This is a genomic window from Mycobacterium sp. NGS61 (assembly GCF_059812325.1).
Map to the genome: position 1 here is coordinate 185599 of NZ_JCALCL010000008.1, position 16117 is coordinate 201715.

The 16117-nt window shown below is 64.5% G+C and carries 12 protein-coding genes and 2 pseudogenes; 6 read left to right on the forward strand and 8 right to left on the reverse strand.

Going from position 1 to position 16117, the window contains the following annotated elements; genetic code table 11:
- Positions 1-47: 47 nt before the first annotated feature.
- A complete protein-coding gene (locus AC5Y3Z_RS17870) occupies positions 48-407 on the forward strand; it encodes an Rv2640c family ArsR-like transcriptional regulator (protein WP_500001831.1) in 360 nt (119 codons plus the stop codon).
- On the opposite strand, the gene AC5Y3Z_RS17875 is transcribed toward AC5Y3Z_RS17870, so the two are convergent.
- From AC5Y3Z_RS17875 to AC5Y3Z_RS17895, 5 genes are read right to left on the reverse strand one after another with little or no spacing between them, the layout of a single operon-like run.
- Positions 404-805 (reverse strand): DUF6262 family protein, encoded by a 402-nt coding sequence (locus tag AC5Y3Z_RS17875; RefSeq protein ID WP_500001832.1) that lies wholly within the window; start codon positions 803-805, stop codon positions 404-406. The two genes, AC5Y3Z_RS17870 and AC5Y3Z_RS17875, sit on opposite strands and share 4 nt — an antisense overlap.
- Positions 802-3027 (reverse strand): tyrosine-type recombinase/integrase, encoded by a 2226-nt coding sequence (locus tag AC5Y3Z_RS17880; RefSeq protein ID WP_500001833.1) that lies wholly within the window; start codon positions 3025-3027, stop codon positions 802-804. The genes AC5Y3Z_RS17875 and AC5Y3Z_RS17880 overlap by 4 nt, the downstream gene beginning before the upstream one ends.
- Positions 3014-4216, reverse strand: a complete 1203-nt coding sequence (locus AC5Y3Z_RS17885; RefSeq protein WP_500001834.1) for a tyrosine-type recombinase/integrase — start codon at positions 4214-4216, stop codon at positions 3014-3016. The genes AC5Y3Z_RS17880 and AC5Y3Z_RS17885 overlap by 14 nt, the downstream gene beginning before the upstream one ends.
- Positions 4217-4236: 20 nt before the next feature.
- Entirely contained in the window at positions 4237-5478 is a 1242-nt protein-coding gene (locus tag AC5Y3Z_RS17890; protein ID WP_500001835.1) for an ImmA/IrrE family metallo-endopeptidase, read from the reverse strand.
- 58 nt (positions 5479-5536) lie between these two features.
- On the reverse strand, positions 5537-6247 hold the full coding sequence (locus tag AC5Y3Z_RS17895; RefSeq protein WP_500001836.1) for a hypothetical protein: 711 nt from the start codon (positions 6245-6247) through the stop codon (positions 5537-5539).
- A 326-nt stretch (positions 6248-6573) separates the two neighbouring features.
- Here AC5Y3Z_RS17895 and AC5Y3Z_RS17900 point away from each other — a divergent pair, with 326 nt between their 5' ends.
- Positions 6574-6981, forward strand: coding sequence for a DUF4189 domain-containing protein (locus AC5Y3Z_RS17900; protein WP_500001837.1), 408 nt, complete (start codon positions 6574-6576; stop codon positions 6979-6981).
- Between the two features lie 207 nt (positions 6982-7188).
- Here the strand turns inward: AC5Y3Z_RS17900 and AC5Y3Z_RS17905 are convergent, their stop codons facing one another.
- Complete coding sequence (locus AC5Y3Z_RS17905; protein ID WP_500001838.1) at positions 7189-7440, reverse strand: hypothetical protein; 252 nt, start codon at positions 7438-7440, stop codon at positions 7189-7191.
- An 878-nt stretch (positions 7441-8318) separates the two neighbouring features.
- Between AC5Y3Z_RS17905 and AC5Y3Z_RS17910 the strand changes: the two genes are divergently transcribed.
- A complete protein-coding gene (locus tag AC5Y3Z_RS17910) occupies positions 8319-8753 on the forward strand; it encodes an anti-sigma factor antagonist (RefSeq protein WP_500001839.1) in 435 nt (144 codons plus the stop codon).
- A gap of 298 nt (positions 8754-9051) precedes the next feature.
- Here AC5Y3Z_RS17910 and AC5Y3Z_RS17915 read toward each other — a convergent pair whose 3' ends face one another.
- The gene (locus tag AC5Y3Z_RS17915; RefSeq protein WP_500001840.1) at positions 9052-10017 is read right to left on the reverse strand and encodes a Mu transposase domain-containing protein; all 966 of its coding nucleotides are present in this window, start codon (positions 10015-10017) and stop codon (positions 9052-9054) included.
- Positions 10018-10683: 666 nt separating this feature from the next.
- Between AC5Y3Z_RS17915 and AC5Y3Z_RS17920 the strand changes: the two genes are divergently transcribed.
- Both AC5Y3Z_RS17920 and AC5Y3Z_RS17925 read left to right on the forward strand, forming a co-directional pair.
- Entirely contained in the window at positions 10684-11052 is a 369-nt protein-coding gene (locus tag AC5Y3Z_RS17920; RefSeq protein ID WP_463828082.1) for a BlaI/MecI/CopY family transcriptional regulator, read from the forward strand.
- A 52-nt stretch (positions 11053-11104) separates the two neighbouring features.
- Positions 11105-12004 (forward strand): M56 family metallopeptidase, encoded by a 900-nt coding sequence (locus AC5Y3Z_RS17925; RefSeq protein WP_463828083.1) that lies wholly within the window; start codon positions 11105-11107, stop codon positions 12002-12004.
- Between the two features lie 969 nt (positions 12005-12973).
- Here the strand turns inward: AC5Y3Z_RS17925 and AC5Y3Z_RS17930 are convergent.
- A pseudogene (locus AC5Y3Z_RS17930) lies at positions 12974-14237 on the reverse strand (IS256 family transposase).
- Between the two features lie 676 nt (positions 14238-14913).
- Here AC5Y3Z_RS17930 and AC5Y3Z_RS17935 point away from each other — a divergent pair.
- Positions 14914-15976, forward strand: a pseudogene (locus AC5Y3Z_RS17935) (IS30 family transposase); the annotation flags it as partial.
- Positions 15977-16117 lie beyond the last annotated feature (141 nt).

Here is a 16117-nt window from a genome sequence, read left to right on the forward strand (position 1 = left end):
TGCCCACCTTTTCGATGTATGTCAAGAAGCTGTGGCATGATGGTCGCATGCCTAAGACGTTGCCGGTGATCGATATGACCGCGCCGGTGTGTTGCGCGCCGGTGGCCGCGGGCCCGATGAGTGATGCTGATGCGTTGGCGGTCGCGTTGCGCCTCAAAGCTCTGGCTGATCCGGTACGGGTCAAGATCGTGTCGTACCTGTTCAGCTCGGCGGCCGGTGAGGAGATCTCGGGAGACCTCGCTGCGGTGCTGGGGTTGAGCGAGTCGACCGTCAGTCATCATCTGACCCAGCTGCGTAAGGCCGGCCTGGTCGTCTCCCAGCGCCGCGGCATGAACGTCTTTCATCAGGTGCGCCGGGATGCGCTGCAAGCGTTGTGCACTGCGTTGGATCCTGACTGCTGCGCTTAGTGGGTGATGTCGTGCAGTTTGTCGAGTTGGCCGTGCAGCACGGCGATGGTGTGGTCGCGGTCGCGTAGTGCAGCTTTGAGGTCGGCGATCTGGGCGTCTTTGGCGGTGAGCCGGCCGCGCAACGCAGCCACGATGCTGTTGTCGCCCTGCGGTGGTGGGGTGATGTCGTCGGTGACCGCGGTCAGGGGCCGCTGGGCGCGGATGAGCGCCAAGATTTCGGGGCGGCGGTGAATGCTGTTGCGAGTCACCCCTGCTCGGCGGGCCACGCTGCTGATGGTGATGTCGGCGTGTTCGCGGCGTAAGGCTTTGAGGGCTTTGTCGATGCGGGTGTCGACTGCGCTGCTGCGTTTGCGGGTGTGGGCGGCCAGGGCATTCACTGAGGCTTGGGTGGCGCTCATGGGGTCTTGTAGGGGTCGGCTTTGCGCAGGGCGGAGTCGTGGGCGCCGCGGGTGGCGATGACCTCCAGTGGTAGGCGCCGTGCGGTGCCGGCACCGGCGATCGCTTCGTGGTGGAGGGCTTCGTCGGCGGCCAGGCGTTCGAGGATGGCGTCCAGGGAGTTCAACTCGCGCAGTCGTTCTCGGATCCAGACGTTGTCGTCGGTGAGGTCGCGGCCGGTGCGCTCGCGGTATTGCTGGCGGCGTAGGGCGATCAGGGCGGTGGTTTTAGCCTGCTGGTCGCGCAGTTCGTCGGCGTGGGTGGCGTCGGTGGCGAAGTGCCCGCACGACAGGCATGCGTTGCCTTTGTCGCAGGTCTTCAACGGTGGGAGCAGGCATACCCCGTTGGGCAGCACCCGGTCGGTGCGCTGGGAGAGCTGGGTCATGTCCAGGATGTCGGTGGGGCTGATCGCGATGTCGACGCCGTGAGCGCCGATCTTTTTGTGTTTGAGGAATTCGGCTTCGGCGGTCGCGGCCAGGGTGGCGGCGTAGCGCAGGGTCATCTCGGGGCTTTTGTGCCCGAGGTAGCGCTGCACGACGTGGACGGGCACTCCGTCGTTGAGCAGTTCGGTGGCCCGGGTGTGGCGCAGCCGGTGGGTTTGGCTGAACCGCAACGGGTTTCCCGCCGTGTCGGTGAGGCCGTGCAGGGCGTCGAGTTTGGCCAGGGAGGCGTTGTAGGTGGCGTAGGGGCGTGGGCGGCGCCCGGCCAGGTTTTGCTTGACCCCGATGAAGAGATATTTGGGGGTGAGGTCGGGGTGGTTGGTGCTCAGCCAGGCTTGTTGTTCGGTGATGACGTTGACGACGGCTTGTTCGACCAGGATCGTGGGTACGACGCCGTCGACTTTGGTCTGCTGGTAGCGCAGCTTGGCCACGAACGCATCCGGGTCATCGGAATCGGTAGGACGTTCCGCGCCGGGAATGGGTTGCAGCGGGGCATGATCGAGCATCAGGATCTCTGAGGCCCGCCGCCCGGTCAGGGCTTGCAGCAGCCAGATCCGGGCCGCCTGCGGATCACCGAGCCCTTTGATGATCGAGAGCCTGCCATCGGGGTGGGTGATTGGCACCGGCGCGTTGTGATCGGCGGCCAGGACGTCGAGGTAGGTCAGCATCTGCTGGAGCTCGCCGGTGGAATACCACGTCAGCTCCCGGGTCCGGTTGGCCCGCCGTGCCCGAAACGCCGGCCCCCACAACCGGGTGTGGGCATCGGTCAGTGCCATCCAGCGCTGGTCGCCGGTCGCGGCGGCGGCCTCCGGGGCGTGATCGACCATGAAGGTGTAGAACACCTGGGTCTGGGACCGGGTGGCGTCAATCGCGCTGGCCGTCAACGGCTTTTCCGGTTTGGCTGCCGCGGCCGGGGAGCGCAGGTATTCGCTGAACTCGGTGAAGATCACCCGCAACTGCGCGGGATCCTGACTCAGCACAGGCTCGGTGTAGTTGTGGTCGGTGACGAAGACCCCGAAGTGCCGGGCCATGTCGCGGGCCCGGTCGGTCGCGGTCGACCAGCGCATCAACTCGGCGTCTAGGGCGGTGCGCAACCAGAACCGCACCCCTTCACGCAGCCAGATCGGAGAAATGGCCCCGATGTTCACTGATCGGTCGTGGCCGGGTTCGTGTTCGCGTTGCGGGATACGCGGGTCGGCCCGCAGGTCCCAGGTGTCATGCGCCCACCAGGGCGTGTCGGTGCAGCGCACCGACAAATACAGGTGCAGATGCTCGAGCAGGCCGGTGATGTTGCGCCGTGTCCCCGGCGAAGGCAGCCGGGCGTTGCGTCGCTCAAAACCCAGCACCGCCTGCCGGATCACCGTGGCCGGGGTCATCTCGGTGATAGACGCCGGTGACCGCCCGTGCGTTGTGCGGTGTTCGTCGGCGGAGGCCGCCAACGCGTGGCTGGCCCAGGTGAGCAGGGAGGGTTCGATTTTGCGGAGGCCCTCGTGGCGGCACAGCCATACCCACCATGCCAGTTCCTGGGCGAACCGCGGCGGCGCCCCCTCGGGAGTGAAGTCGTGCTCATCGAGGCCGCGATGGGTTCGGGTGTAGTAGCGGTTCTGCAAGAAGATTGTGTTAGCCGGGGCGGCGTCGATGCGGTAGACGGGCCGGCGCCATTCCTCGGGGACGGCTGCCCACTGCGCTTGCCAAGACGTGGCTGGCGGCAACGGTTTTGGTGCCGGGTGGTCAGTGGGCGCCATCGTGGAGGCCTTTCCAGCCCGCGACATAGTTCTTCCACTGCGCCAGTGAGCGCATCTCGGCGTCCTGGGTCACCCAGCCATACGTCGACAGAGTGGTCTGCACGTCGGCGTGGCCCAGGCGGCGCATCACCACGTGCTCGGGCACCCCGGCCAGCAGCAGGGCGGTGGCGTGGGTGTGGCGCAGCCAGTGCGGCGTCCAATCCCCGGGCAGCACCGGGTGGGCGGCTCTGATACCGCGGACCTTCTCGTAGACCGTTTCGACCCGCATCGGGGAAAACCGGGGTCCGTGGACGAGGTTGACGAACACGAAGTGGGTGGCAAGATCCGGAACCGCGACGTCGGCGGCCATGGAGACCAGCTGCCACACGTACTCCGAATACAGTGCTTCGAGGTCGTCGCCGACATAGACCCGCCGCGCGCCGGTCTTGACCCGCACCCCGTGCGGGTGGTCTTGGCGGTCGACGATCTCGATGAACGGTGTCGCCCCCGCGCCGATGTGAAAGTCCTGATGCCGCAACGACAGTGCCTCACCTAGGCGCATCCCGGTCTCGGCGAGCACGGCGAACAACAGCCGGTTGCGCACCCCGACCGGTCCGCCGGCCCAGTCTCCGTCGTGTTGCACCGCGCAGGCGTCCAGGATGGTGTTGACCTGGGCCGGGGTCAGCACCGGGGTCTGGGATCGATTCGGGCTGCGTAGCCGGTAGATCGGGTGATCGCCCTGGCGTTGCGGGCCGACGCCGTCGAGGAACCCGACGTAGCGGCGATACCGCCGCCAGCTGCCCCGTGAGGTGAACAGCCGGCGGTAGGGCTTGTCGGTGTGGTGGGCATCGGCGTGGTAGCGGTACATCGACAGCACCGCCGCTGCCCGAGGTTGCAGCGAGGAAGCCGCCATGCGCTGCTGGGGTGGCCCGATCCGCGCCGAACCGGGCAGGTCCCCGGTCCGCAGATACCGCAGGAACTGCCCGAACAGGTTGGTGGGAAAGTCATCCCACGAATGCCCGGTGTGTTCGAGCACGGTGAACCATTCCGCGATCCCAGCGGCATAGGCCCGCACCGTGTGCGGCGAAGCCCCGCCATCACGCAGGAAACGCAGATACTCCGCCGCCGGGCCAATCGGCAACCCATCAGCACCGACCACGGTGTAGGTGTCAGGCTCGTCGACGAAACTCACCCGCTGCACCCGCGCCACGACCGCTCGTTTCCTGGACTCTAGCCGCGCCGGCTGCGTGAGCTCAGCGGCACCACATTGTCGTACTCGCCCGGCAATAGCGGCGTAACACCGCTATTGACCGGCACAAAATCAATCCTCGAGCGTCTCGGCGCGGCAGGGGCCTGGCGCTGGCCGGCCAGGAAGTCCTCCAGCACGTCCTGGGGCCACATCAAGTCATACGGGGCCAGCATCGCCGCGTTACGCGCCGCGAACCCCAGCTCCAGCCACTTGCTGATCAACCGGGGTCGTTCCACCGGGCGGTCGTTCCAGCCAGGCTCCACCCGGCCCCAGGTGGTGTCGGTGTCGGTGTTGGTGCGGGTGTAGAGCTGGCGGCGCAACGCCTCAAACCGGTCCGTGCTCAACAGATTCGAGGTATGCAGATGCTTGAGCAGCGCCCCCAAAGACAGTCCCCACTTTGCTTTCACCGGTAACAACTCCGCCAGCGACGGTGTCGGGGAGACCTCCTCGGCTAGGACCGCCGCCGGCGCCAGCAACTCCGAGGCGAACGCCGAGGCCTGCTCCTCGCGCTCCTCGGTCACACTGCCCGAGGCATGCAACGCCAAATGCCCGACCTCATGCGCCAACGTCCACCGGGTGCGCTCCCAGGAATTCGACTGCCGCACAACAATTAGCGGGCGAGTGTGGAACTCCCCGACCCGCACCGAATACCCCAGGTGTTTGTCGAGCTTGCCTGTGGAGTCCTCATCACCCAGAATGCGCCGCGACGAGGACGTCAACAGCCGGCGCATCACAATGACCACCCCGCTGCGCTCCACCTCATGGGTCAAATAGTCGATCGCCACATCGGGATCTAGCCGCCACGACCGCCGCACCGCGGCCGCCGCCTGCACCACCGGGGTATCACTGGGCAGCACCGGCAGCCGCACCGGCGGCAGCTGAGCACGCGCATTCAGCTCATCAAGGAATTCACCTGCCAGCGCAGCGAACTGCGCCAGATACTCCCGCTCAGTCACCGTGATCGACCGCGGCGCCCGAAACAACAGATCCGAAGGATGTACCCGCGACGTCGGAGCTGTCGTGAAGAACTTCGCCGGGAACCGCAACACCTCAGACAACCGGGTGAAATCGTCGACCGGCAAGACCGCTGTCAGTGACTTCTCCAACCGGTTGAGCCGAGAATGCTTCCAGCCCAACGCGTCCATCACCGAGGTCACCGTCATCGCCCGCATCACCCGGGCCTGATTCACCCGCACCCCAAAGACTTCCACGCTCGCGTTCATGGCAGCCTCGATTCAACAACGACCCCACGACAAAGGACACGCCCACTCCCAGCTGGCGTTACGCAGGCTCGTCGGGATCCTCGGTGCCCGAGCCCTCCACCGGCGGCGCCTCGTCCTCGAAGTCGTCGGTCGGTGTCCGGTCGCGCCGCCCCCCGGACAACAACGGCGATTCGGTCACCGGCGGCAGATCCGCGGTCGCCAAAATCTGCACCCGCGAGGCATTGTCGACGTCCACCACCGCCGCCAGCACCGCCTCGTCGAGCCCCATCGCGTCCTCGGTCGGCCACCACAACGCGAACAACTGCGGCACCCCTGCCGGCGTCGACTTCGGCAACGCGAACACCGGAGCCTCCGCCCCCTCGTCGAGCGGCATCTGCTCTCCCGCCCCGACCGGCCGCCGAGTCAGGGGATAGTCCCCGCCGCCTGGTGTCACCACCGTGCGGACCCGTTCGCCGTGCAGCATTCTCGCCGGCCACCGCCGAACCCTGAAATCCATTCCGCGAGAATCCATCACCTGCACCGACAACCCGCTGCCACGCTCGGTCAACAATGTGTCCCCGCGCATCGGGCCGCGCACCTCGCGCATCCGCAGCAGCATCTGCCGAACGTCGGTACAAAACGCCTGACCGTGAATCTCGCGTGGGTCGGGAAACAACTCCTCCCACATCTTGCCGACCCGAGGGATGGCCCACTCCAAGTCGAAGCGCAACGTCGCCAACGACGGCCGATTGTCGGCCACCACCCGGTCCAACGACCCTTGTAGGTTCATGTGGCGAATTTCGCACACCAAAGCAGTCTAGGCAAGCAACACCACCGGCGTGGCGCGAACCGCGATATCCTGCATCCTTCACCATCGTAGGATACACGTATCGCATGATGAATACGCAGTTCAACACGCATACTTACCCGCCTTAGTAGCACCAATTACTGATAAGCGGTCTGACTCCGACGTCTTCGTCGCCGGATCCAATGCGACACAACGGTCGTGATGACCATGTGTGGGCTCACCGAAGGACTTTGTACCCTACCCCTGTGGGGTACGCGCCGGGATAGTTGAGGTCACCAGGTAAACAATTTCTGGGAAGGAGCAAGGATATGACGACCAAACTCATGCGTCGGGCCGCATTAGGGGTAGCCGGGCTGGCCGCTGTCGCCGCGACAAGCGTCACGCTGGTGGCAACGGCTGGCGCCCATGACGTTTCGATCCCCGAGCTGCCCATCCCGCCTCGCATCTACTACGGGGCGATCGCATATGCACCCACCGGTGAGGTCGGCATCGCGCGGCGCAAGGTATCTTCAACGCTCGCGGAGATAACGGCCCTTCGGGAGTGCGGCGTGAATAGCTGCACCGTCCTCAGTAGCTTCACCCGATGCGGCGCAGTCGCCTACGACGGCTCCAAGTTTCAAGGAGCAACCGGCTATACGCGCGCCGCGGCAGAACAAGCCGCCATGGAGAGCCTGGGCGGCGGGCGGATTGTGACCTCGGCGTGCAACCATCCGTAGGACCCTGACCGTCGGGCTTTAACAGACCCTAGCCAGGAGCCCGGTGAGCGGCTGTGCGGTCATGCAGCACGTTGGCGGACCACGAATGCCCGGCACGCGACGGCCGCCCGGATCAGCGCATCGTCGCGCTGCAGCCGCTAATCATTACTTCGGTGGCGGCGACACCGCGCTCCGTTGGAGGGGCGCCTAGCTCACGTTGCCGATGGGTCAGCGGAGGTGGTCATCGCGGATCAGTTCTTGAAAAAGCTCGCAATCGACTGCATGCCACTCGCGAATGAGGATCTCATTTGTTTGCGGATCGCGCACCACTTCTGCACGCCAGGGCAGACAGTCCGGGCACGCTAGGATCTCATAGGCAATCCCTGCGTCGTCGAAAGCGCGCAGGTCGACGCTTCCAATCGGGGCATCGAAGCGAATGTTCGGGCGCGCGTCGGGCGGACGATGTGAGGGGTCGGTCACGCGCGGCGAGGCTGGTCGGTCTCTGTGTAGGTCGTCGTCACTGACAAAGTCGCAGGGTACCAGTGGCCGGTGTAAGCGCCGTTCAAGACAGCTGATACAAAGTTGGCCGCCGATGTTTCCCGCTGCCGCCCATACTCGGTCGTTCACCCTGTACGTTTCATCACGGGTGTCGTGTCCGCATGCGGCGCAACGAAAATCGCGCAAAATTATATTCCATCGATACGATATGACGTTGCCGCTTGAGAGGGTGAATTCGCGCCATCCGTGGCCGCCGCGAACGCGGGTGATTGCTACCGCGTTGCCGTGGCAATAGGCACTGATGAACTGGGCTACAGCTTTTTCGACCTCGCAGAGATCGTCAACGACGGCATCGGTGAGAGGGCTTGGACTTCTAAGTCGCCACCCGAGGCGGATTCCGGAGGCTGGCCAATACGGGAAATGTGGCACGCGACTTAGTCCCCGTGCACCCGCGGACTCAATGCCCGTATTCTGTGTCGCGACCGTGTACTGCAGCGTCTGCAGTTGACGGCCGGGTTCTTGGATCGAGACCTCTGATCCACGTTCAACCCTCCCGCCGGAGCGCTACCACGGTAGTGACGTCCCCACAAGTGAAATCCGGCTACCCGTTTACACGAGAAACCCTTCGGAGGTAAGGTAGCGCGGCACGCCTCCCACGTAAACCCTTCCGGGGTACGGGTAACCCTCACGGGTTTAACAACACGAATCACCCGGTGAGACACACCCGGGTCCGGGCCCTTAAGCAGCGCAGGGGCAAGCATCCCTTCACACTTTTCCATGGCACACCTTAAGGGGAATGTTGTGTGCTGCACTGAAATGTTTGATCCCGCCCCGCAATCCGCGACGCGCTAGGCCCTGTCGTGAGCACGGAAGACGGCATGTTGCGAGCCACCACCGAGCGCATCGGCTCGGCGATGATGGTGCACGCCAGCGGGGAGATCGACGCGAGCAATGTGCGGACCTGGAGGCTGCTGCTGCGCGACACTGTGCGCGCTACCGCCGCACCGGGCCCTCTCATCGTCGAGACCAATGGAGTGGATTTTATGGCGGTGTGCGGCTTTGGCGTCTTGGTCGAAGCCTTGGAACATTGCCGCAACCAGGGCGTTCAGCTGCGCCTGGTCAGCAGCCATCCCATCGTGGCGCGCATTATTGCTGCGGTCGGCCTCCAAGCCGAGCTGCCGGTGTATCCGCACGTCAGAGCGGCGCTGCATAAGCATTTGCGTACCCGGCCTGTCGAACCGTCAACCCGAGGCCCCACTTCACCGCCACCACGGTGGCGCTGGCCCCGCTGGTGACGGGGTTGCTGCGATCCTCAGGCCGGCGTGAGTTCGCTGCCGCATTCGGAGGGTCCGCCGGGCTAGTCGTGCGTGAATGTTCGTCTGGGATGGTTTTATCGGTGGTGGAGCGGCCCGAAGATGGTGACCGCCGCGGTCGTTGAGATCAGCGTGTCACGGACGGCGTCCGTCCAGCGCGCCGGCTTCCCAGCGCGGGACCGGTTGCGCCGCGCAGCGTCTAGCCCGCACCGGCGCCGCCGCCTGAGCACGGAGGCAGCTAGCCTGCGCTGCGTTCGGGTCTCACTTTTGCACACCTGGTTTACAGCGACCCGTCCGTGAAGTTGGTGCGCCGACCACCACACCGCGCAACGTCATGGACCCCGATTAGTTGGCCGCGCCAGTACAAACTGACCGTGCGCGCATCGGCGCGGGCGTCGAGTCGGCGTCCGACCAGTTCGCCGGGCGCGCTGTAGAAGGCTTTGGCGACCCGCACCTGCCCGCTCGGGGCGACCCTGGGGTGGGTCCAGGTCGGGATGCTGAACACTGCGTCCGGTGGGGGGGCCAGGGTGGGCCGCTCGTCGGCGGCGAAGACCTGCGCGGGGCGCCATCCAGTGGTGCTGTGCACCCGCAGTCCGGCGACCGCGGCACACCAGTACTTTGCTTGTCCACGGCAGTCGGCGAGATCCCGAAATGGCACGCGCGCAAAGAATTCTGAGCGCACGTAGGCGATGTTGTGTTCCACTGGCGGTATGTCATGCGGGTGGCGCGTCCCGGTGAGGGTCACGGTGAAGCACCGCGCGTCGGCGTAATCGCGGAACACGTCGCTCAGCGCCGGGGCAGTGCCGTAGGCGCGGTCGACGATGGCCGCAATATTGTTGGGCACCGCCACCGCGAACACCCCGCCGAAAAATTCCCACGCGGCCTCGAATCCCTCGATGACCGCGCTGGGTGTCTGTCGATACATCGGGTACACAAAGATCTGTCGGGAGTACACCGCAGTGAAGATCAGCCCGTGCGTCACTCGACGCCGCCCGTCTGTCGTGTCGGTCAGCATGCCGAGCCGGCCGAGAACGACTTGCACCATGCGCCCCGGCTCGCACGCGGACAGCGACAGGATGTCTTGTTGGCGCCCTATCTTCAATTGCTCCGCTGCATACTGGCGCAGCGCCCGAAAAGGCACCACGACCCCGCGCCTGCTTAGCAGACCGTGCACGGTCTGCAGCGTTGTACCCTGATCGAGCCACGCTGTGATGAGCTCGGCCTCGGCGGCCAGCGTCTCCCCCACCGCATTGCTTTGAACGCGCCGAGTTGGACAGACGTCAAGACTCATCCTGGCCCGCAGATCATCGGCGATGCGCAGGCGCTGTCGGCGCTGTCGGCGGACCCTCGGACACGGCCCTCCCTTCGTCACGGCCGTGAGCCGTGTCCACGAAGTGTTACTACCTAGGTACAGAGATAGTAGATAGGATCAGTCTGAATCGCAATCATGTTTGCGGCGTTGACATTCGGCGCGCCGGCACCGCCACCCGCCGGGTGGTGAACGTCGGCGCGGTGTGGGTCGACACTGGTGCGCGTTCCCGCCCCGGCAGCGAAGGATTTCGCGTCGACGGCCGGCGGGCGATTGAGGATCGGGTTCGGGGCGCCGTCCCACAGCGTGTGTCGCGACCCGTCCGGAGCGCTCGCCGGCGGGGCTAGCCTTAGCGATCGACATGATGTATCCCGTCGCTGTGTCGTCATTTGGCGGACACTGGGGTGTCGCGTCATGCTGGCGTGGGGTTGGACTGGTGGCCTTTTTGCGCGGGGCGTCGGGGCCATAGCGGCCTACCGGTGGCACTGTGCTGCCGCCCCGCCTGCCTTACTATCTACGTACGGAGGGTACTTATCCGGTCGTCGATGCCGCGCAGCATCAAGCGCAGCACGACGACCAATGCCGCCACCTCGGGAGGCCGCTTTGAGGATTCGAGGATTCGGGGAGCTGGAAGCGGTCGTCATGGACCGGATTTGGAGCCGCGACCCGATCGTCCCGACTACGGTGCGCGAGGTGTTCGACGAACTGGCAGCCGAACGCACTATTGCCTATACGACGGTGATGTCCACGATGGACAACCTGCACACCAAGGGCTGGCTGAGGCGAGAACGTGCGGGTAAGGCTTACAAATACTGGGCCACTTTGTCCCGCGAACAGCACAGCGCTCGTCTGATGCGCGAGGCGCTGGACGGGGGCGGGCACCCTGATCTAGTGCTTCACCACTTCGTCGCGCAGATCGGCCCGGAGGAATCGGCGCGGCTACGTGCTGCACTGCGGCGGCGATCGAAGTGAGGGTAGCTCAGCGGTGATCGTCGCGGTCTGCCTTCTGTCGTATAGCGTTGCCATGCTCATCGCGGGACCGCCGTCGCTGGGCGCGTTGACCCGCCATGGACTTGTGCCCCGGTGGGGGGTTGCGGCGTGGTTGCTCGCCATCGGCACGGTGTTGCTGAGCTGGCTGGCGGCAGCGGGGATGATCTTGGTCGATCTGGTCATCCACTGGCGCTACCCGCGAGCGCTCCTCCATTCGTGTCTGACCTGGCTGCACGTCATCGTCAGTGACAACGCCGGGCTGGCACCGACCGCGCTGGGCGTCATAGCAGTGACGCTGGTGCTGCTGGCCGTGGTCTGCAGCGTGCGACTGGCCAGGACCGTAGCGCGGATGCGCGCGCGGGCCTTCGCGCATGCCGCGGCTGTGCGTCTGGTCGGACATCACAATGCAGACGCCTACCTGGTGGTGCAGGCCAACGCGCCGCTCGCCTACTGCGTCTCGGGTCGGCCGCCGGCCATCGTAGTGACCAGCGGTGCCCTCTCCGCGCTCGACGATCAACAGCTGGCCGCCGTGCTTGCCCATGAACGGGCCCACCTGCAGGGACACCACTTTCTGGCGGTCACAGCGCTGCGCGGTCTGGCCGCGGTCTTCCCGAGGCTGGGCCTGATGCACCAAGGCGCCGCCGAGGTGTCGCGCCTGCTGGAGATGTGCGCCGACGACGCCTCGGCCCGCCGACACGGCTCGGAGGTGTTGCTGTCTGGTTTGATCACCATGTGCCGTGCCACACCGGCCGGGACCTTGGCGGCCGCCGATGTGGCCGTGCTGGCTCGCGTCGACCGGCTCGCCACGCCACCGGGAGGCGTTGCGCAAGCACGCGCCCGCGCAGCATTGATCAGCCTCATCGCGGTCATGGTTGCCGCGCCCCTCACGATCGCGGCACTGGCCGCTTCGGGCGTCATGATGTGTGGAATGTAGCGGTGATGACCGAGTGTGCGCGGCACAAAAACGGTTCGAACCCATCAGGTTTGTGATGCGCACCGATGCGAGAGCAACGACACCGCGTGCGCGCCTTCCCCAAAACAAATCATCTGAACTCCGGATGGGAGTGGCGCCTCGCACGGCTAACATACTGACCTACTAAGTAGTATAGTACGTTCAGCAGCGTTGCCGAACCGAAGGAATCCAATGAGGACAGTCACAGCGCCCACCGCCTCAGTTCAGTCTCACTGGCTTTACCAAACCCTCGCGATGGTCGGTATCGCAGTCGGCATCTTCATCATCACAGCAGGCGTGTACCTGCTCATCTATCCCCCATCTTGCTGCGCTGGCATGTGAGCGGCCCCGATTTGCCCCTCCCCGCGGTGAATCAGCCTGGGGCACATAGCCAGAACCCCAGGCTGGCGTGCACCCGACGTCGCCCCTCCGCTCGCCCAGCGCCCCAGTAACCGACCGGACGCACCGTGGGCATGGACTTTCCACTACTGCAGCAATACATCAGTCGGCGCAACTCAGAAGGACTCACCATGTCGGACCCTGACCAACCCACCCCGGACCAAGCTGTGACAGACGCAGGCACCACTAGTCCTACTACCACGCGCCCAGCTCGGGCACGCTGGCTGTACCCGACGCTCGCCGTGACAGGGATCATGGTAGGGATCTTTATCGTTGCAGCCGGTCTATTTATGCTGTTCGCACCCTCGAGCTGGCACCCCGCGAAGAGTTGCTGTGCACCAATGGAAGCACAGATGAAGACCATGGAGGACGATATGAAAAAGATGCCGTGTATGGGCTCAACCGCTCCGATACCAAGTATGAGCCCAATGCCTCACATGCCGTCATCGCCACCAATGCCGAGCACGTCCCCCATGCCAAGCATGCCCATGCCCTCGCGATAACAATAAGAGGGGACTGTCCGATTAACGGTGGATCCGACCCTGGCATTGGTTAGTTGCCGGTCGGGGTGATCCGGCCGTTGAAGGTGATCGCGAACGCATTGAGCGCGGGCTTCCACCTCATTGCCCATCGTGCCTTGCCGCGGCCGGTGGGGTCTAGGGAACGGGTCACGAGATAAAGGCATTTCATCGCAGCCTGTTCGGTCTTGAAGTGCCCGCGGGCACGAATAGCGCGCCGGTAGCGGGCGTTGATCGACTCCACGGCGTTGGTGCTGCAGATGACGCGGCGTATCTCGACGTTGTAATCCAGGAACGGCACGATTTCGCTCCAGGCGTTCTCCCACAGCCGGATGATCGCCGGATACTGCGGACCCCATGTGGCGGTGAACTCGACGAAGCGTTCCTTGGCCGCAACCTCGGTCGCCGCGGTGTAGACCGGCCGGATATCTTTAGCGATCTGATCCCAGTATTTGCGTGAGGCGTAGCGAAAGGTGTTGCGCAGCAGATGGATTACGCAGGTCAGGATCAGGGCGCGATCCCACACGGTGTTGACCACCTCGGGCAGCCCTTTAAGCCCGTCGCAGACCACGATGCACACATCACCCACACCGCGGTTCTTGATCTCGGTGAGCACCGACAACCAGAACTTCGCACCCTCACCGCCCTCGCGGCCCACAGCCCCAAAATGTCGCGCTCGCCGGCGCAGGAGACCCCGACCGCGACGTAGACGGGCCGGTTGGTGACTTGCCCGTCGCGGATCTTCACATGAATCGCATCGATGAACACCACCGGATACACCGGCTCCAGCGGCCGGTTGCACCACTCGGTCATCTCCCCGACGACCTTGTCAGTGATGCGGCTGATGGTGTCCTTAGACACCGTGGCGCCGTAGACCTCGGCGAAGTGTGCGGCGACCTCACCGGTCGTCAATCCCTTTGCCGTCAGCGACAAGACGATCTCATCGATCCCGGCCAGCCGCCGCTGACGCTTCTTGACGATCTGCGGGTCAAACGAGCTGTTGGTGTCTCGGGGGGCACTTCGATCTCGACCGGGCCGATCTCGGTCAGCACCGCCTCAGCCCGGGTGCCGTTGCGGGAGTTGCCGCTGCCCCGCCCAGCCGGGTCGTGCTTGTCATAGCCCAGATGCTCGGCCATCTCCGCATCCAGCGCGGTCTCGAGCACGTTCTTGGTCAACTGATTCAGTAGCCTACTCGGACCGACCAGCTCGACACCTTGTTCCTTCGCCTGCGCCAGCAGCTGCTCAGCGAGCTGCCGCTGATCCAATTCCCTCACCACGGGATCGAGTGTTTCTGACATCGTCAGTCCTTCCCGCCAAGCTCACGCCCGGCGCGTCAGACCAAGATCAGATCCACCGTTTTTCAGACAGTCCCAATAAGAGTGACTATCTGGCACCCAGCCGGTAAGGGAATTGTCACCACGCCGTCAACAGCGTACCGATGGTCAGTGGCTATGGCTGCGGGGTCTGGGGTGCCGTCTTTGAGGGGCCCCAGTTAAAGTCATCGGGGCCCGGGTTCTTTCATGTGCCCCGTCATCGAACAGCTGTGGTCCATTCCGGCGTCATGGCCTCGGTGCCAGCCATAGTGGCTGCCCGTTGACCAGCCAAGAAAGAACCCCGAGAAAAAGATGACTGCAACCGAGAGCACTATGCCAGCAACTATGCCAATCCATGCTGCGAACTGGACTACCCGATTGGGTTGCTTGAGTCGCTCCCCGTAGTCAGCGTGCTCTGTCGCGGTGGTCGGTTCAACTGGGAAAGAGTGTGATCCTGTCATGCTTCGAAACGGTGTCATACGCATACCCCACCCCGGTAGGGACTAAAGACCTGTCGCTTGCCATGAGGATGGGACCAGTGTGACCTGATTGTTGCCAGGGTGATGGGACCACCTGGATCGCCAATTATGGGACCACCGGCGCGTCGCGTCGGTGGTCTTTTCGTGCGTTCATTCGATCGCGGTGACAGCTCAATGAACTACAGGGTGCCGGTGTCCGTGAAATTGCGCGACGACTCGAGCGGGGCACCGTCGACAATATCGCGGGAGCTGCGCTGCAACGCCTCGACCCGAACCTACCGAGTCGAGTACAAGGCGTCGACCGCTCAGTGGCATGCCGAGCGACGGGCCCGCCGGCCGAAGACGGCCAAGCTGGTTACCAACGATCGGCTACGCCACTACGTCCAGGACAAGCTCTCCGAGGTGGTGCGAGATGCTGATGGCCACGTCATGGTCGGTCCCGCCAGCTCGCCGTGCAAGGGCCGCAACAAGCCCACCGTGGTGATCGAGCCTGGGTTCAGGCGTGGAGTCCCGAGCAGATCGCCCGTCGCTTGCCGGTGGAGTCCCCCGATGATGAGACCATGCGGATCAGCCACGAAGGCCATCTACCAGACTCTATATGTCGAATCGCGCGGGGCGCTGAAACGGGATCTGGTCAGCTGCTTGCGCCGGGGCCGAGCGTTGCGGGTGCCCCGGGCGCGGACCCGGTCCAAGGCGTGGGCACACGTCACCCCGGAAACCTTGATCAGCCAACGTCCACCCGAGGTGGCCGATCGCCCAGTTCCGGGTCATTTGGAGGGCGATCTTCTAATTGGGTTGCAGCGCAGTGCAATCGGTACTCTGGTGGAGCGCACCAGCAGGTTCACCATGCTGAATCTACCTCCCGCGCGAAGTTGGATATGGGGTGATCCCGCGGACCACGAACGGCCCAGCTTTGGCCGGCTACGGCGCGATCACCATGGCCACCGCCCTGGAACAGACGATCACCACACTGCCCGCCGAGCTGCGCCGATCGCTGACCTGGGACCGTGGCAAGGAACTGTCGGCGCATGCCCAGTTCTCGATCGCCTCGGGTGTCAAGGTGTACTTCGCTGATCCGAAGAGTCCGTGGCAGCGCGGCACGAACGAGAATACCAATGACATCGCGGCCATCGCTCACACCCTCAACACCCGCCCCGCATAACCCTCGGCTGGCGCACTCCTGCCGAAGCCTTCAATGAACATCTAAACTCGCTCCATCGAGCCGGTGTTGCGACCACCGATTGAATCCAGCCTGCGATCCGCGGCCGAAATGATGAACCAACTCACATAGATCTGAGTTGGCCTGCCACACAGCATGATTGAATGCCTGCAGCGGCAGGTCCTCGGTGCGCATACTGGCTGCGACGGCGCAACCGGAGACCTTTC